The sequence below is a fragment of the Methanoculleus frigidifontis genome, from assembly GCF_030464345.1.
GTDB lineage: Archaea > Halobacteriota > Methanomicrobia > Methanomicrobiales > Methanoculleaceae > Methanoculleus_A > Methanoculleus_A frigidifontis.
In genome coordinates this window covers 219,129-236,069 of record NZ_VCYH01000003.1, presented here as the reverse complement: position 1 = coordinate 236,069, position 16,941 = coordinate 219,129, and the positions used below count along the sequence as shown (strand labels likewise).

At 61.5% G+C, this 16,941-nt stretch carries 20 protein-coding genes and 1 tRNA gene; 15 read left to right on the top strand and 6 right to left on the bottom strand.

The features are described 5' to 3' along the window. The first annotated feature begins 34 nt into the window (after positions 1-34). Positions 35-958, top strand: coding sequence for an S-layer glycoprotein N-glycosyltransferase AglJ (gene aglJ, locus FGU65_RS06005; RefSeq protein ID WP_301663519.1), 924 nt, complete (start codon positions 35-37; stop codon positions 956-958). Here aglJ and FGU65_RS06000 read toward each other — a convergent pair. The 5 genes from FGU65_RS06000 to FGU65_RS05980 form a co-directional block, all read right to left on the bottom strand. Then, positions 932-1,471, bottom strand: a complete 540-nt coding sequence (locus FGU65_RS06000; protein WP_301663626.1) for an aldolase — start codon at positions 1,469-1,471, stop codon at positions 932-934. The two genes, aglJ and FGU65_RS06000, sit on opposite strands and share 27 nt — an antisense overlap. 100 nt (positions 1,472-1,571) lie before the next feature. Next, entirely contained in the window at positions 1,572-2,222 is a 651-nt protein-coding gene (gene npdG / locus FGU65_RS05995) for an NADPH-dependent F420 reductase (protein ID WP_301663518.1), read from the bottom strand. Further along, the gene (locus FGU65_RS05990; RefSeq protein WP_301663517.1) at positions 2,219-2,506 is read right to left on the bottom strand and encodes a thioredoxin family protein; all 288 of its coding nucleotides are present in this window, start codon (positions 2,504-2,506) and stop codon (positions 2,219-2,221) included. Before FGU65_RS05990 ends, npdG begins: the two co-directional genes overlap by 4 nt. 61 nt (positions 2,507-2,567) lie before the next feature. Beyond that, a complete protein-coding gene (locus FGU65_RS05985) occupies positions 2,568-4,028 on the bottom strand; it encodes a preprotein translocase subunit SecD (RefSeq protein WP_301663516.1) in 1,461 nt (486 codons plus the stop codon). Beyond that, positions 4,025-4,879 carry a protein translocase subunit SecF gene (locus FGU65_RS05980; protein WP_301663515.1) on the bottom strand — a complete coding sequence of 285 codons (855 nt, stop codon included), beginning with the start codon at positions 4,877-4,879 and terminating at the stop codon, positions 4,025-4,027. The genes FGU65_RS05985 and FGU65_RS05980 overlap by 4 nt, the downstream gene beginning before the upstream one ends. A gap of 264 nt (positions 4,880-5,143) precedes the next feature. On the opposite strand from FGU65_RS05980, the gene FGU65_RS05975 reads away from it, so the two are divergent. The 14 genes from FGU65_RS05975 to FGU65_RS05910 all read left to right on the top strand — a co-directional run bounded on the left by FGU65_RS05975 (position 5,144) and on the right by FGU65_RS05910 (position 16,076). Continuing rightward, positions 5,144-5,458 (top strand): DUF2551 domain-containing protein, encoded by a 315-nt coding sequence (locus FGU65_RS05975; protein ID WP_301663514.1) that lies wholly within the window; start codon positions 5,144-5,146, stop codon positions 5,456-5,458. 56 nt (positions 5,459-5,514) lie between these two features. Next, a complete protein-coding gene (locus tag FGU65_RS05970; RefSeq protein ID WP_301663513.1) occupies positions 5,515-5,784 on the top strand; it encodes a hypothetical protein in 270 nt (89 codons plus the stop codon). Positions 5,785-5,787: 3 nt separating this feature from the next. After that, a complete protein-coding gene (locus tag FGU65_RS05965) occupies positions 5,788-6,195 on the top strand; it encodes an archease (RefSeq protein ID WP_301663512.1) in 408 nt (135 codons plus the stop codon). Positions 6,196-6,204: 9 nt separating this feature from the next. After that, the gene (locus FGU65_RS05960; protein ID WP_301663511.1) at positions 6,205-7,641 is read left to right on the top strand and encodes an RtcB family protein; all 1,437 of its coding nucleotides are present in this window, start codon (positions 6,205-6,207) and stop codon (positions 7,639-7,641) included. Next, positions 7,638-8,219 carry a hypothetical protein gene (locus FGU65_RS05955; RefSeq protein ID WP_301663510.1) on the top strand — a complete coding sequence of 194 codons (582 nt, stop codon included), beginning with the start codon at positions 7,638-7,640 and terminating at the stop codon, positions 8,217-8,219. The genes FGU65_RS05960 and FGU65_RS05955 overlap by 4 nt, the downstream gene beginning before the upstream one ends. A gap of 56 nt (positions 8,220-8,275) precedes the next feature. Further along, complete coding sequence (locus tag FGU65_RS05950; RefSeq protein ID WP_367652356.1) at positions 8,276-8,674, top strand: DUF2111 domain-containing protein; 399 nt, start codon at positions 8,276-8,278, stop codon at positions 8,672-8,674. A gap of 5 nt (positions 8,675-8,679) precedes the next feature. Then, complete coding sequence (locus FGU65_RS05945; RefSeq protein ID WP_301663509.1) at positions 8,680-9,660, top strand: biotin--[acetyl-CoA-carboxylase] ligase; 981 nt, start codon at positions 8,680-8,682, stop codon at positions 9,658-9,660. 441 nt (positions 9,661-10,101) lie between these two features. Further along, positions 10,102-10,599: a biotin transporter BioY gene (locus FGU65_RS05940; RefSeq protein ID WP_301663508.1), complete on the top strand. Its 498-nt coding sequence runs from the start codon at positions 10,102-10,104 to the stop codon at positions 10,597-10,599. Beyond that, positions 10,596-11,273, top strand: coding sequence for an ATP-binding cassette domain-containing protein (locus tag FGU65_RS05935; RefSeq protein WP_301663507.1), 678 nt, complete (start codon positions 10,596-10,598; stop codon positions 11,271-11,273). Before FGU65_RS05940 ends, FGU65_RS05935 begins: the two co-directional genes overlap by 4 nt. Continuing rightward, on the top strand, positions 11,267-11,965 hold the full coding sequence (locus FGU65_RS05930; RefSeq protein ID WP_301663506.1) for an ATP-binding cassette domain-containing protein: 699 nt from the start codon (positions 11,267-11,269) through the stop codon (positions 11,963-11,965). The genes FGU65_RS05935 and FGU65_RS05930 overlap by 7 nt, the downstream gene beginning before the upstream one ends. Next, complete coding sequence (locus FGU65_RS05925; protein WP_301663505.1) at positions 11,947-12,600, top strand: energy-coupling factor transporter transmembrane component T family protein; 654 nt, start codon at positions 11,947-11,949, stop codon at positions 12,598-12,600. The genes FGU65_RS05930 and FGU65_RS05925 overlap by 19 nt, the downstream gene beginning before the upstream one ends. Positions 12,601-12,651: 51 nt before the next feature. Beyond that, positions 12,652-14,394, top strand: a complete 1,743-nt coding sequence (oadA, locus tag FGU65_RS05920) for a sodium-extruding oxaloacetate decarboxylase subunit alpha (protein WP_301663504.1) — start codon at positions 12,652-12,654, stop codon at positions 14,392-14,394. Positions 14,395-14,418: 24 nt separating this feature from the next. Continuing rightward, positions 14,419-15,894 carry an acetyl-CoA carboxylase biotin carboxylase subunit gene (locus tag FGU65_RS05915; RefSeq protein WP_301663503.1) on the top strand — a complete coding sequence of 492 codons (1,476 nt, stop codon included), beginning with the start codon at positions 14,419-14,421 and terminating at the stop codon, positions 15,892-15,894. Positions 15,895-15,965: 71 nt separating this feature from the next. Beyond that, a tRNA-Met gene (locus tag FGU65_RS05910) sits at positions 15,966-16,076 on the top strand. Between the two features lie 526 nt (positions 16,077-16,602). Here the strand turns inward: FGU65_RS05910 and FGU65_RS05905 are convergent. Further along, positions 16,603-16,776 carry a hypothetical protein gene (locus FGU65_RS05905; RefSeq protein ID WP_301663502.1) on the bottom strand — a complete coding sequence of 58 codons (174 nt, stop codon included), beginning with the start codon at positions 16,774-16,776 and terminating at the stop codon, positions 16,603-16,605. Positions 16,777-16,941: the final 165 nt, after the last annotated feature.

Sequence of the window (16,941 nt, the reverse complement as noted above, 5' to 3'; positions counted from 1 at the left end):
CCCTTATGATACTGAATTCATTATTACTATACCGATGAGAATCAACAAAGATGAGGTCTGCATCTTCATCCCCACGCTGAACGAGGCTCCGACGATAGGAGAACTCGTTGAGGCGTTCCAAAAGAAGGGTTTCCACCACATCTTCGTCATGGACGGCAACAGCGCAGACGGCACCCGGGCTATCGCAGAGAAAGCCGGTGCAACCGTCAGGACGCAGTCAGGGAAGGGGAAGGGAAACGCCATCATCGAGGCGCTGGAATATATCGATACACCCTACGCCCTGATGCTCGACGGCGACGGCACCTACGCACCCGCCGACGCCGAGAAGATGCTCCGCCCGCTCTTTCTCGGATTCGACCACGTCATCGGCGATAGGCTCGCCAACCCCGAGAAGGGAGCGCTCACCCGGTTAAACCTCCTCGGAAACCACCTCCTCAACCTGATGTTCCGGCTCGCCCACGGACGGGATCTCCGCGACATCCTCTCGGGATATCGCGGCTTTTCGCTGGAGTCCGCACGGCAGATGAACCTCACCGAGTCGGGCTTTGAGATAGAGACCGAGATGGCCGTCGAGGCGGTGCGGAACGGCCACCGGATCATGGTCGTCCCGATCACCTACGGCAAACGCCCCGGGACCGAGACGAAGCTCAACCCGCTTCAGGACGGCTTTCGGATTTTTTCCACGATATACCGGCTTGCAAAGATGAACAACCCGATCTTCTACTTCGGCATGATCGGCCTTGTCATAGCGCTCCTCGGCGGGATCACCGGGATCTACGTCGTCTACGAGTGGCTGCAGAACATCGAGCACCTGCCGCTGACGGTACTGACGGTGCTGCTGATCACCATCGGTTTCCAGATATTCATGTTCGGCGTGATCAGCGACATGATCCTCGGGTTCCACCGCGAGGTCATCCGGGAGATCGAGCTCCTACGCCCCCCCAAGCCTCCCCGATAAGAGAAGAATCCGCGTGGCATACTCTGCAACCGAGGTGTAGAGATATGCCTCGTCGAGCGTTTTTCCGACGGCAAACGTGCCATGTCCCCTGACGACGACGACCGGCGCGCCCGCCAGCGCCGCCGCGACGTTTGCTGCGATCGCATCGCTGCCCGGGCTGCCCCCGACCACCGGGATCGCCGGGCAGAGCATCTGCCCTTCGCTGTCCACCGGCCGGATGGTATCGGTATCGAAGGATGCCGCAACCGCGTGGACGGGATGGGCATGGACAAGGGCGCGGGCGCGAGTCCGGCGGTAGACCTCCCGGTGCACACGGTACTCGCTCGACGCCTCCTCCGGGACGGCGCCCTCATCCGGCACGAAGACCGGGGCACCGCAGGCGTCGAGGTACGACCCGCTCCGGGTGATGAAGAACCCGCCCTCGCCCAGAACGCTCATGTTCCCGAAACTGCCGCCCACCAGGTGCTCTGCAAAGAGCCGTTGCCCGATCCGCTCAAACTCACGATCCAGTATCGTCATACCTTGCCTACAATACAGCGCAGAAGGTCTTATGGCATTTCATTCCGGCACGCCGCTGCAGGGCCGATGAGTGAGCCGAAAAAAAGGCGGTGGGTTATACGAACCGGACACCGGCGTCTCGCAGCTTATTCAGCCGTCCGACGTTGAGCAGCAGGGGTGTGACGCTCTCGACCATCGATGCTGCCGCGAGCGGGCCTGCATCGTAGGCTTTGAGCTCTGAAATCCCGTTGACGAGATCCATCACCTGGCGTTTTGCCGATTCATCATCGCAGCAGACAGCGACCGAGTAGTCGAGCACCTCATCGAGGATCTTCCACTTCTTCGCGGCGATGTTGTTGAATGCAGCGCAGACCGTGGCACTCTCCGGGAGCAGTTTCTTCACCAGCATGGCGGCGGAGCCCTCCGGCGGCGGCGCATAGTAGAAGTAGGTCGACCGCTCGATCGGGTTGACGGGCGTGATGACGATCTTGTCCTCAAACCCGCAGAGCGACTGAAGCGTTCCGGCGACGTGCTTGAACGGAAGGGCGAGCACGACGACATCCGCCGCATCGACGGCAGCCTGGTTGCCGACGCCGAGGAGGCTGCACTCAAGCCCGCGCTCGCTGAGCATCTCCTCGCAGGCGGTGCAGGACGCAATGGCTTTTTCAGCTTCACGCGACCCGACGATGACCTCGTGGGTGGAGGAGAGGCGCAGTGCCATGCCTTCCCCGATATCCCCGGTTCCCCCGACGATGCCGATCCTCACGCTTCCACCAGCGGCCGCAGGATGCCCTCAAGTCTCTCCAGGTCCTGAACGCCAACCAGTTTCTGGATCAGGACGCCATCCTTCTCGATGACGATAGTCGGGACAAACTGGATATCATATTTCGCGGCATACTGCCGTGTCTCGGCCGTATCGACACCGACATCGATCTTCCGGATCTCTACCTGGTCGCCCATCCGCTCTTTGAGCTGGTTGAGGATAGGCGTCTGCTGGCGGCATGGGCCGCACCATTCTGCGAAAAAGTCCATCAAAACAGGTTTAGCCATATTCAGTACCCCTTTCACACAGCTTGGTGCTGAAGGGGTACATAAAGTTTGTTGTATTGGGTTATTTGGAGAGGATTGCCATGATAATCTTCCCATAGGCAGGCCGGGTGACGAGCACGCCGATGACTACGCCCAGGATCGTGATGATGGCGAACCCTCGCAGGGTGGAGAGATCCATCAGTGCCAGCGGGAGCATCGCGATGAACATCGTCGACGCGGCGACCGCGATGATGCCGAGCGCCCGCCCGTAACGCTTCATGTACAGGTTCGGCGAAGGCACCCGCCCCTCGTGGAGCACCTCGTCGGTGATGATGACCAGCTGGTCGATGCCGGTTCCGAGCACCGCGATCAGGCCGGCGATCGCGGCGAGGTCGAGCTGCTGGATGTACCGGGCGATGCCGAGCAGGATGATGATCTCGGCGAGATTGATCGCGAGCATCGGCACGACGATGAACGGCTCACGGTAGCGGTAGTAGACGACGACGCCGACCGCGACGAGGGCAAGCAGCCCGGCGAGGATGCTCATGGTCTTGAACTGCTCGCCGAGCGCGGCCGGAACCGAACCGGATCCGACGATCTGGACGCCCACCGGCAGCGCGCCGGCGCGGAGGTGGATCTCAAGCGACTTTGCGTCCTCAAGGCCCTCCTCACCCGTGCCGGTGGTCGCCTGCAGACTCCGCACCGGCTGCGACCGCAGCTGGTTTGCAAGGCTCGGGTTCAGCGCCCCGTTGAAGACCTCCTCGCCGTCGAGGAGCATGACCAGGTGGTGGGCTTCGGGGTTGTCCACCGCGCCGTAGGTGAGCGCGGCCTGCCGGAACGCCTCGGCGCCCGCATCGTTGAGGGTGAAGGGGACGCCCCAGGCGCCGTTCATCGACTCACGGCTCGGCGGGGAGACACTGCTGATCGCATCGCCGTAGACGACATGGACGCTTTCGTTGCCGGTGGTCTGGATCCGTATCTCGAAGACGCCCTGCTTGCCCACGATCTCCTGGGCCGTGGCCATATCGACACCCGCGAGCTCGACCCGCACGTACTGCGGATAGTCGCTCCCGGTCGGAGTCAGGACGTTGATCTTCGCGTCCATCGTCCCGAGGCTGTTGACCTTCTCCTCAAGCGTCCGCTTCACGGTATCTGCCGTCTCCTGCGAGACGCCCTGCTGGTAGGAGACGATCTGCGCCCCGGCCGCTGCAAAGACCGGTTCGAGCTCGGCCCGGGTATACAGCTTCTGGATCTCGACGGTATTCTCGTCTATCAGGAGGACCTGGGTATCGAGCTGCTGCTCAAGCTCCGGAATCACCTCGTTCATCGGCCGGTCGGTGGTAAACCCGACAATCGCCGACTGGAACTCAAGCTGCAGCCACGAACCGCCCTCAAGGTCGAGCCCGAACTGGAGGTTGCCCTCGATGCCGTTCTGGAAGGCCGGGGGTGCGAGGTAGATGCCTATCAGGGATGCGGCCACCAGCACCAGCACCAGCGCTACCTGCCAGTCAGTGACCAGTTTCTTGAGTGTATCGCGGTTCATCGGTTACCACCCTTCTGCACGTACCACTTGATGATCCCGGCGTTCAGGAGCCACGTGTTCATCAGGTCGATGACAAGGCCGATGATCAGGACGCTTGCTATCGCCGCGATGATCTGGACCTGCCCGGCGACCGCGACGACCCACATGGCCACGAGCGCCGAGAGCGTCGTCGTCGTCATGATAAACCCGGTCCGGAATGCCCCGCCGAGCTTCTCGGCGAGTTTGCCTTTCCGCTTCAGCACCCGGGACGTCAGCAGGATGTCGCTGTCCACGGAGTAGCCGATCAGCATCAGAAGCGCGGCAGTCGTCCCGAGAGAGAGAGGCATCCCGAGGATACTCATGGCCGCTGCGGTGATGGCGATATCGGAGAAGGCCGAGAGCACGACGGCAATCGACGGGACGGCGCTCCGGAATGCAATGAAGACGACGATCGACATCCCGATGAAGGAGAAGATCAGTGCGAGCAGCGCCTGCTGCTGGAGCGTCTTGCCGAAGGTCTCGCCGATCTGGTCTATCCCGGCGTTGGGATACCGGTCAACCACGGCTTCGGAGAGGGCGCGGAACTGGTCGTCCTCCATCGGGCCGAACTTGATGTACTTGCCGTTGTTTACGCTTTCATCGATCGACAGCAGCGGATAATCCGCAAAGTAGGCTTCGATCTCCGCGACGCTGTCCGGCGTAAAGACCGTGACGGCCGTTCCCCCTGCAAAATCGATCCCGAGTTCCACCGGCGTGCCGGTCATGAACGTGCTCGCGGCGAGCACCATCCCGGCGATGAGCAGAAGAACCAGGGGCAGGACCACCATCTGCCCGGGGGAATATCGGTTGATGTCATATCTGACAATTTCCATACTGGTGTAGTAGTGGGTGATGAAAGGTTAAAGGGTTAGTTGTCGCAGATATTCCCGGATTCATCTCCTGCTGTTTACAATCGGCGCTGGGAGAGCGTTCCGCGCCGATCCTTCCACGGGAAAATGCCGGTAGCGGGCTCGGCATTTTCCGCACATCTTCGCGCAACCATTCCATTGTCCGACAGAGACGGCACCTTCCGACCGTTCCGCGCCGATACGATTAAAATCAAAAGTTATATATAAAATACAGAAACACAAGCACATATGCGATCGCCCGCCGAGCTCAAAAAAGAGATTGAGTCGCGACTCAAAGGCTATCTCTCGCGGGACCGGGACGGAATCAGGCACGAGCTCCTCAACCTCTTCGTAAAGGTGAGGTCGCTGACGATTCCCCAGATTTATGAGAAACTGCACGAACAGTTCAGTATCAGTTACCACTCCGTTGCATCGATGGTCGGCATTATTGCATCCAGAATCGGAATCCTGCATGTAAAACGGAATGCCGACGGAACAAACACCATTTATGAGATAAAAGATCAGTATCTCGAAGTCGTAACGCACATTCTCAGAACCGCATAGCGGTTCCCCAAAACCACAACCATTTTTTATCCGGGCTACCAGATTTAATGAGCATTATGCACAGCGACACCGACAGCCACCCGTCAGAGCACACGGTATTCATCACCGAGGATGTCAGGACGTATATCCTCGCGCGGAAACGCGATTTCCGGGTGAGTACATCCTGCAGCGGCCCGATTCTTCTTCCAACATCGGTCAAACCACCGAAGATGACTGACCTGCGGGTCATGGTCGGCGACTATACCATATATATCTCCAAATATCAGGCACGTTACCTCGATACCATCCACAAGGGCATGATCCCCATCTTCTTCGACGACTTCTGAAGCATGACATTCGAGGAGCTGTACCATACCGCCGACGTCCTGGTGCGGGTACGGGGCGCAAGCATCAACGAGGTCTTCGCGGATGCAGCCCGCGCTCTCTTCTCGGTGATGTACGGAGACTGCGAAGACGGCGGGATCGTGCAGACGCTTACGCTCGAGGCGGATGACCGTGAATCACTGCTCCACGACTTCCTCTCCGAACTCCTCTTCATCACCGATGTGGAGAATGTCGTCTTCTGCTCGTTCGATGTGGAGGTCCGGGACGGCGACCTCTCCGTCGTCATGCGGGGCGAACCGTTCGAGCATGAGAAGCACAGCGGCGGGACGATCGTCAAGGGGATCTCCTATTCGGGTCTGCAAATCGTTAAAGACGATGAAACCTATGAAGTCGACGTACTCTTCGACGTGTGAGGGATCGCTATGATTGAAGGTGTACTACGAGCAGGAACATATGAGTGGGAGGTGCCGGTCGGTTTCGTCCCGAATATGCGGGTGCCCGGACGGTTCTTCCTCTCCGAAGACCTCGGGAATACCCTGGAGGCCGGCGCGGTGCAGCAGCTGGCAAACGTGGCCACGCTGCCTGGTATCGTGAAGAATGCACTTGCCATGCCGGATATTCACTGGGGCTACGGCTTTCCTATCGGGGGCGTTGCGGCATTCGACATGACCGAAGGCGTCATCTCGCCCGGCGGCGTCGGGTTCGACATCAACTGCGGGGTCCGCCTGGTGGCGTCGCCCCTGACGGCGGACGACCTTGCGGGAACCAAACGCAGGCTCATCGAGGAGATCTTCCAGGCCGTGCCGACGGGTGTCGGTGCCAGAAGCAGCATCAGACTCTCGAACAAAGACCTGACCGGGATGATGACAGACGGCACCCGGTGGTGCGTCGATCACGGCTACGGCATGGAGTCCGACCTCGCCCACTCCGAGGAGGGGGGAGCGATGGAGAACGCCGACCCGGACGCGGTCAGTGCAAAGGCACGGCAGCGGGGGCTCCCCCAGGCGGGAACGCTCGGGGCCGGCAACCACTTTCTGGAGATCCAGGTCGTCCGGGAGATCCTGGACCCGGCGGCGGCGGCGGCGATGGGCATCACCGAAGGCCAGGTCTGCTTCATGATCCACTGCGGCTCCCGCGGCCTCGGCCACCAGGTCTGCACCGATCACCTCAAGGTCCTCGAGAAGGCGACGAAGAAGTACGGCATCTCCCTCCCTGACCGGCAGCTTGCCTGCGCTCCGGTTGACTCGCCCGAAGGGCGCTCCTACTTCGGGGCGATGGCCTGCGCCGCCAACTACGCCTGGGCGAACCGGCAGATCATCATGCATGAGGTCCGGCGTGTCCTGACAACGATCTTCGATGTCGCATATGAAGACCTGAAACTGGTCTACGACGTCGCCCATAACGTCGCCAAGTACGAGACGCACCAGGTCGACGGCCGACAGCAGGAGGTCTGCGTCCACCGGAAAGGGGCGACCCGTGCATTCGGCCCCGGCGCCCCGGATATCCCGCAGGCCTACGCGGCCGTAGGCCAGCCGGTGATCATCCCGGGCAGCATGGGGACGAGTTCGTACCTGCTCCGCGGCACCGAGATCGCCATGAACCGTTCGTTCGGCAGCACCTGCCACGGTGCCGGAAGGGTCCTCTCCCGCTCGCAGGCAAAGAAGGAGGTCACGGGAAAGGAACTCCGGGAGCAGCTCGCAAAGGAGGGGATCTATGTCCGGGCTCACCATGACTCCGTCCTCGCCGAAGAGGCTCCCGGGGCATACAAACCGAGCGACGAGGTCGTCAGGGTGGTCGACCGCGTCGGTCTCTCGACCCTCGTCGCACGGCTCGAACCGCAGGGAGTGATCAAGGGGTGATCTGCAAGGCCGGGCTGATCTGGGACAGCCCGCTCATGTTTGCACGGCTGATCGAGGACTGCGGCACCTGCTGCGAGGCGATCACCCCCCACATGCTGGCATCGCCCTTCTACCGCGGCCGGTTCGTCTCTCTCATCATCCCGACCGGGTTTGGCAACGCCGACTACTCAAACCTCCTGCCCGCTCTCCGTGCATCACAGGGGCGTATCCGCCGGTTTGTCGAGAACGGTGGGAATCTGCTCATCTTCGGTGCCGGAACCGATCGGCCGGACGCCTACGACTGGCTGCCGTTCGATCTTCGCTATCATCACACCTACGGCCCGCGTCCGGTCCGGTTCCGGGAGGAAGATTCCCGGTATGCTTCCATCATCCAGGGCTACGACCCTCGCGCCATCGAGTGCGACGGCTCCTTCACCGGGTACGATGCGGAGGCGATCGCAACCGACGATGGAGGCTGCGCAATTGTCCTGGAAAAGACTATTCAAGCAGGAACAGTCCTCGTAACCAGTATTCACGAATACCCCTCGAGAGCGTTTCTGGCATCATTCTCCTGCGCCGATAGGGAAACCTTATTTTAGGTTAAAATTTATGGGAATTATGGGGAATGGCCGTGGATCAATATATCATCTCTGCTGTGTCCACAGCACGTGATCTTGCGCCTGTTATGTACTGTCTCCACGAGTTGGTCGGCCGGCTGCCGGTGACGGCACGCTCGCGCGAGCATCCGGGGATCCGTATCGAAGAGGGAAAGATCGTCGATGAAGCCTATTCAGGCCCTGTTCTGGAGGATGTCCTTGCCGGGAATGTCATACAGAAGGTCACACCTTCGGCAGGTCCGTACCGGGGAACCCCGGTCGTCGTCGCGCCGGTCAGGAACGAGAGCGGCGAGGCGATAGCGGCTATCGGGATCGTCGACGTCACGGGGATCTTCGATATCGCCGGTCTTATGGAGCAGTATACCACGATCAAAAAACAGGTCTGCGGAACAGATCCGTGTCCACTCCCGACAGAGTCGACGGCGGCGAAAAGGTAATCGACATGAAGGATACGGCACTCAATGTACTGAGAATTCTCGAGGAAACGGACAGCGCTCTATCGGGGGAGATAATCGCCGAACGCCTGGGAATTACGCGTTCTGCGGTCTGGAAGCAGATCCGGGAACTGCGGAAGATGGGATATGAGATTACCTCGTCGCAGAAAGCCGGGTACCGACTGAAAGGGTCGACGACCAGGATGCTTCCCCATGAGATCCACAAGAAACTGCGGACAAAGTTCATCGGTAAGAAGATCCGCTACTTTGACCGGACCGCGTCGACGATCTGGGTCGGGAAGAAACTCGCGGACGAATGCAAACCCGAAGACCTCCACGGCATGGTGGTTCTCGCCGAGGAGCAGACCGGCGGCGTCGGGCGTCTCGGCAGGTCGTGGGCGTCGCCCGCAGGCGGCATCTGGTGCACTATCGTCTTAAAGCCCGGGATACCGCTTGACCGGCTCTTCATGATCACCATGGCCGGCTCCATCGCGATCGTCCGTGCCATCCGGAAGGAGTACGACATCGGAGCGCTGATCAAATGGCCGAACGACATCTATATCGGGGATAAAAAGGTCGCCGGCCTGCTGCTCGAGCTCTCCGCAGAAGCAGATACCGTCCACCACTGCCTGCTCAGCATCGGGATCGATGCAAACATTCTGCTCGACGAGCTCTCCCCCGACCTCAAGGAGACGGTCACCTCGCTCAAGGCCGAGACCGGCGGCGACGTCGACCGGGTGTCGCTCCTCGCCCGGATGCTCAAGGAGTTCGAACAGCGCTATCTGCTGCTCGAGAGCGAGGAGTACGAGACGATTGTGCGGGAGTGGAAGAGCATGTCGCTGACGCTCGATCACCGGGTGCAGATCAAGACCCTGCGCAGGTCCTTTGACGGCGAGGCGATCGACATCGACGAGCATGGTGCGCTCATCATCAGAAAGGACAACGGCAGGATCGAGCGCGTCATCGCCGGCGACTGCCACCAGCTCTGAAACTTTTTTTGTCTGCTCCGGTTTTTGTGCTGGGAACGGATCTTCGACCTGCAAACGGAGCTCGTCTCCCGATGCCGGACGCTCCAGGACGGCAGGCAGTTTTACTTCCCACGATCAGGGCTCCCGGAGAGCAGATGCGTGAGAGCCGCATGATATTACTGACCGGCAAGCAGTAGTCCGTTCCGGACTATCGTACCTGGGGAGAGGGGGGAGACCGCCAGGGAGACGCCCCCACGATACGGTTTCGCCAGGGCAGATGCCTAGGGTTTTCGGCGATGCTGCCTCACAGGCACAGTCAGCCCCGGGGTATCGCACCGGGAGGCGGGTGCAGGAGAAGGAGAGATCGGCACTACAATCCGATTCCTCCCCATTTTTCATACATCAGAGATGTGAAGGAGAAAATCTTTTTTCGTCAACCACCAAACGATCAGGAGGTTGACGATGAAACAGCGTTCAGAGATCCTCGCCTACAGCGGCACGTTCATTGCCCTCATCGCCGCAGGAAGCTGGATCTCCATCCCCTTCATTCCCGTTCCCCTGACGCTCCAGACGCTCTTTGTCATGCTGGCAGGCATCACGATGCGGCGATATGCCGTCATCCCGGTCGCCGGGTACGTCCTCCTCGGCGCCCTCGGCCTCCCGGTCTTCCACAACGGAACGGCTGGCCTCGGCATGCTCCTCGGCCCGACCGGCGGGTTTCTGATCGGCTTTATCGCTGCCGCCCTGGTCGCGGGGCTTGCGTACGAGCAGAAGAACGAATACCTGCGCATCGCCGGCCTCGCAGCGGCGAGCGGCGTGATCTATCTCTTCGGGACTGCCTGGCTCTCCTACTCCGCATCGCTGCCCCTCCTGCAGGCGGCGCTCCTCGGGGTGGCACCATTCATCCCCGGAGACGCGGTAAAGATCGCGGCAGCATACTCTATCGGAAAACGGTTATGAGGATCCTCTTAAACCAGGTTCACCACCGCCTCCTGGACATTCCGGTGCTCCGGACGGATGCGCGGATCGTCGCGGTGATCGGGCCGAACGGCAGCGGAAAGACGACGCTCCTTGAACTCCTGGCAGGTATGGAGGAGCCGGAGGCAGGAGAGGTCACGCTCGCCGATAGACTGCCTGCAAAGATGCGGGTCGGCTGGGTCGGCGAGTTTCCGGACCGGACGATGCTTTTTTCCCGGGTGCATGACGAGATAGCCTCGCCGCTCCGGTTCGGCCACGCCCCCTGCCGCGATATCGACGCGAAGGTGCACGAGATCGCCGCCCTGCTCGGGATCGCGCACCTTCTCCCGAAGGCGACCGAGACGCTCTCCGGCGGCGAGAAGGTTCTCGTAGCCTTTGCAGCGGCGCTCGCCCCGGGCCCGGAGATCCTCATCCTGGATGAAGTGGATACGCACCTCGACGAGGCGGCGGCGGACCGGGTCACCCGGGCGCTCCGGAGCCGCCCGGAGACAACGGTCGTCCTCTGCACGCAGAACATGGACGCGGCGGCAGAGGCCGATCACCTGCTCTACCTCGAAGGCGGGCGGGTTCTCCTCTCCGGAACGCCGAAGGAGGTCTTTGCAGAACTCAAAGCGACCTGTTTCTACCCGACGCTCTGGAGGATGGAAGGGTGCTGATCCGCCTCGACGACGTCGAGCTCCGGCAGGGCGGCTTCACCCTCCGGTGCACCGGGGCATTCAGAGAAGGAATCCACCTGATCAGCGGCCCGGTCGGGAGCGGAAAATCGACCCTTGCTCTCATCCTCGCCTCCCTGGCCGCGCCCGGGCGGGGCAGCATCCATCGCGAAGGCATCGACACCACGCTTCTTTCGCTGCAGTTCCCGGAGTACCACGTCACCTGCGCCACCGTGGAGGCGGAGATCCGGTCATGGGGGCTTGACCCGGGCGAGATCCTCCTGCAGGCGGGTCTCGACGGGCGGGACGGCGCCGATCCCCTCCAGCTCAGCCGCGGGCAGCTCAAGCGGCTGAACCTCGCCTGCGTGCTTGCGAAGAATCCCGACCTGCTCCTGCTGGACGAACCGTTCGGGTCGCTGGACTGTGCGGCGAAGGTACGCGCATGCAGGATGATCGAAGAGCGGGCAAGCGGGATCACCATCATCTTCTCCCACGAGCGCTCCGTCCTGCCCCGCGTGACCACCATCGCGGAGATGGAGGACGGCAGGCTGGTCATCTGCGGCCGGGTCCCGGGCGCCATCGCACGCTGGCAGGGTGCACCCCCGTACCTTCGCCATGCCCTCGCAGCGGGAGGGCGGCCCGCGAACATCACCCTCGCGGACGCACGGGAGGCCGTATGCAGGATCCGCGACTGAGGATCCTCGCCACCGTGGCGCTCTCCGTCGCCGCATTCGTCAGCGTGGCCGGAGCAGTGGCGGCACTTGCCTGGTGGGCGCTCTTCACCCCCCGGTGGCGGGCGCTTCCGCACCCGAAAGCGCTTGCAGGGGTGATCGCCATGATCGCTGCCACTGCCGCCCTCTCCGCCGTCTCCGGCGGCGACGGCCTCTCCTACCTCATCCGGATGTCGGTGATTCTGGTCATCGCCGCCTGGGCATATGCGGACCGGCAGGACGGCGAACTCCTCGACGGCGCGGTCTGGCTGCTCGGCACCCGCACCGGGTTCGAGATCGGGCTCGTCGCGGAGATGGGGCTGCAGAACCTGCACACCATCGAACGGGACGTTGCCCAGATCCGGCGTGCGATGGCGATCAAGGGTATGCACCCGTCCATCCGGACAATCGTGCCTCTGGCCACGAGCATCGTCGTCAACCAGCTCCGGCGCACACGGGATCAGGCAAAACTCCTGGATGTCAGGGGATACCGCCACGGAGGGCATATCTGTCCGACATTTACGACGGGACGGTACGACACAGCGGCGGCAATCCTGGCTCTAATAATCGCATTTTTCGCATACATTCCTGTTCGTGATGTTTTTATAGTTGTACAGTGAATTTTTGAGAGGCTTTACTGATTCATTCCTCAGCCCCGAGGTGTACTTTCGATGTGTGCTGCCAGTTCAGATAGGATCCTTATAACCGATACCACGCTCCGGGACGCGCACCAGTCGCTGATCGCGACACGGCTGCGCACCGAAGATATGCTCCCTCTTGCGCGAGCAATCGATACCGTGGGCTTTTTCTCCGTGGAAGCATGGGGGGGTGCGACATTTGACAGCTGCATCAGATTCCTCAACGAAGATCCCTGGGAGCGGCTGCAAAAACTCAAATCGGAACTTGTAAACACTCCCATCCAGATGCTTCTGCGGGGCCAGAACCTTGTCGGGTACCGCCACTACCCCGACGACGTCGTCGAGCGGTTCGTCGCCGCCGCCGCCGAGAACGGGGTGGCGATCTTCCGCATCTTCGACGCACTCAACGATATCAGGAATATGCAGAAAGCGATGAAGGAGGTGAAGAACACCGGTTCCCACCTCCAGGGTGCGATCTCTTATACCACGAGCCCGGTTCACAGCACGGAGTCGTTCATCGCCATGGCTCGCGAGCTCTACGCTCTGGACTGCGACTCGATCTGCATCAAGGACATGGCCGGGCTGATCATGCCCGAGGCGGCGCACGACCTCATCTCCGGCATCAAGGAGGAGATGGACGTCAAAGTCTGCCTCCACTCGCATTCGACGAGCGGGGTGGCTTCCTTAAGTTACCAGGCGGCGGTCGGCGCCGGCGTCGATATCCTCGATACCGCGATGTCGCCCTTCGCTCTCGGCACGTCGCAGCCCCCGACCGAGAGCGTGGTCGCGGCGCTCCGGGGCTCGCCCCGCGACACCGAGATCGACCTCGTCGCCCTCCGCAGGGTGCGCAACATCTGCCTGGAACTCCGCGAGAAGTACGGTCCGCTCGTCGACCCGATATCGGAACGCGTCGACTCGGACGTGCTGATCTACCAGCTGCCGGGCGGCATGATCTCAAACCTCATCTCCCAGCTCAAAGAGCAGGACGCCCTCGACCGCCACGAGGAGGTGCTGGCGGAGGTTCCCCGGGTGCGCGAAGACCTCGGCTACCCCCCGCTCGTCACCCCGACGAGCCAGATCGTCGGCACCCAGGCGGTGCTCAACGTCCTCCTCGGCGAGCGCTACAAGAACGTCACGACCGAGGTGAAGGATTACGTCCGCGGCCTCTACGGGAAGCCCCCGGCGCAGATCGACCCGGCGATACAGAGGCACATCATCGGCGACGATGAGCCGGTAACGGTCAGACCCGCCAACCTCCTCGAACCGATGTACCAGAAGATGAAGCAGCAGGCAGAGGATGCCGGGCTTATCCGCAAAGAGGAGGACGTGCTCACCTACATCCTCTACCCGAGCATTGCGCCGTCGTTCCTGAAGGGGGAGAGAAAACGCGAGGAGATCCCGAAGAAGGTTCCCGAACCGGCGGCGGGCACGGAGTTCCCGACGGCCATGGAGGTTGAGGTCGACGGCGAGATCTTCGCGGTGCGGATCGTCTCGGTCGAGGGGAGTGCGGTCGAGAGCGTGCCCGCCATCGTGGCAAAGGAGAAGATCCCGCGGGGCGACGTCGCCGGCGGCGTGAAGAGCAACATGCAGGGCATGGTGCTGAAGGTGCCGGTGCAGCGGGGCGCCGCGGTGAAGAAGGGCGAGACGCTGATCATCCTCGAGGCGATGAAGATGGAGAACCCCATCCACAGCCCGCGTGACGGCAAGGTCGTCGATATCTTCGTCGACACCGGTGACGTCGTGCAGAACGGCGACGTCCTGATGATCGTGGAGTGACAGTATGCGGAGACTCGATCCGAGATGAAATACTTCGATAAGATTCTGATCGCAAACCGCGGCGAGATCGCGATCCGGGTGATGCGGGCCTGCAGGGAGATCGGCATCGAGACGGTGGCGATCTACTCAAAACCGGACAAGAACGCGCTTCACGTCAAATACGCAGACGAAGGGTTCTGTGTCGGCGACGCCCACCCCTCGCAGAGCTACCTCAATATGGCGCGGATCTGCGACATCGCCGCGAAATCGGGTGCAGAAGCCATCCACCCCGGCTACGGGTTCCTCGCCGAGAACAGTGAGTTTGCGGATCTCTGCGAGAAGGAGGGCATCATCTTCATCGGCCCGTCGGCAGAGACGATCCATGCGATGGGCTCGAAGATCGGCTGTAAACGGATGATGCGCGAAGCCGGCGTCCCGGTGCTGCCGGGCACCGAGGGCGGCGTCACCTGCGTCGACGACGCGAAAGAGATCGCCGCTGAGATCGGCTACCCCGTGATCGTGAAGGCGAGCGCCGGCGGCGGCGGTATCGGGATGCAGATCGTCGAGGACGAGGCGGGACTCGAGGAGGCGATCGACAAAGGTATGCGGATCGCGGAGTCGGCCTTCGGCGATGCGACGATCTTCATCGAGAAGTACCTGCAGAAACCGCGCCACATCGAGTTCCAGATCCTCGCCGATGCGGACGGGCGGACCGTGCACCTCTACGACCGGGAGTGCTCCATCCAGCGGCGCCACCAGAAGCTCGTCGAAGAGGCGCCCTGCCCGATTATGACGCCGCAGCTCCGCGAGCGGATGGCGGACTCGGCGGTGACGGTGGCGAAGACGGCCGGCTACGCAAACGCCGGGACGGTCGAGTTCCTGTACGCGAACGGGGAGTACTACTTCATGGAGATGAACACCCGGCTGCAGGTGGAGCACACCATCACCGAGTTCATCACCGGGATCGATCTCGTCAAACAGCAGATCGCCATCGCCGCTGGCGAACCCCTGGCCTTCGGCCAGGAGGATATCAGCATCCGCGGCCACGCGATCGAATGCCGGATCAATGCGGAGGACCCGCTGAACAACTTCACCGCCGATCCGGGCAAGATCGTCCGCTACCGCTCCCCGGGCGGCCCGGGCATCCGGGTCGATTCCGGCATCCACATGGGCTACACCATCCCCGCCCACTACGACTCGATGATCTCGAAGCTCTGCGCCTGGGGTTCGAATCGCCAGGAGGCGATCGAGCGGATGCGCCGCGCCATCTACGAGTACGTCATCCTGGGAGTCAGGACGACGCTGCCCCTGCACCACGCCATCATGAACAACCGCCACTTCGTCGCCGGCGATACGCATACGCACTTTCTGCAGGAGGAGCATATCGTCAAAAGCCTGCGGCGCTACCTTCTCGAAGAGGAGACACGGATGCAGACGCTCGCGGCATCGCTCCGGCAGGGCAAGGAGGTCGCGGCCATCGCGGCGGCCGTGAACGTGTACGTCCGAAACGCCAGAAGATAACACCCCATTTTCTGCCCGGAAAATCAGAACCTTTATCTGTCCGGGCAGCATTGTTATACTGCACTTTCTGTGCTGCGGTGGCCTAGTTGGTAAGGGCGCCAGACTCATAGGGTTTTGAGCAGAAACGGAGCGTCCAGACCTGGGACATCTGGAGATCGTGGGTTCGGATCCCACCCGCAGCATAATTTCAGTTCTCCGCGTCCCAATTTCGAAAAAAGCGTTTTTTTGAGTCTACACTCTCGCGGACTACACGAATGCCCTGCATTCGCGGGTGAGGATGCACTTCGAGATATCTTCCGTATGCTCAACGCAATCCCCGGAGTCCAGATACCCGAAGATGGAATGCACCGTCTCCCCAGAACCCCGCTCAAAGTCCGGGCAGATGAGGCGAACTATCAGCAGTTCATTGCAGCGGTAGAGTGGGCATATCTGAAAATCAGACGCCAGTAATTACCTGGCGGTCTCAACCCCTTTTCACGTTCAATCCCCCACCGCACGTTCATATACCCCCGTTCCCTGATCGCTTACCTATGGGGCAGCTACCGCCTCCGGGAGAAGCGGACATTGGTACCGAAAAGGAAGGAGGGCCGCCCCGCCCCTCCTCGTCTTCCGCCCGAAGATGAGCACCGCTGCCGGGCGGGGGGCGATCCTCCGCCAGGGCAACCCGCCCGGGTTCCTGCTCGAGAACTTCCAGTTCGACATCGAGCGCTACCGGGAGTGGATGGCAGAGCTCGCGGTCTGGTGGAGGACGAGGATGAAGGTGCGGGGGAGTCCTCCTCCCCGCCGCCGCCGGACGATGGCTGCAACACCGGTTGCAAACAGGGTTGCAAACGGGGTTGCAATAGTGGTTGCAAAGAGATCGAGGAGGAGTGTTCGCGGCATTCCTGCGATTATTCGGAAAATGGGGAAGATCCAGAAGAGATTGGTCGCGGCGATCCGAGGTCGTTTGCAACTTTTTCCGGATCGCACAGTTCACCCGATCCGACTCCACCGGAAGGGCACCCGGATCGCGTGCACAATCGGAGTGAACCGTGCGTTTTCGGATCG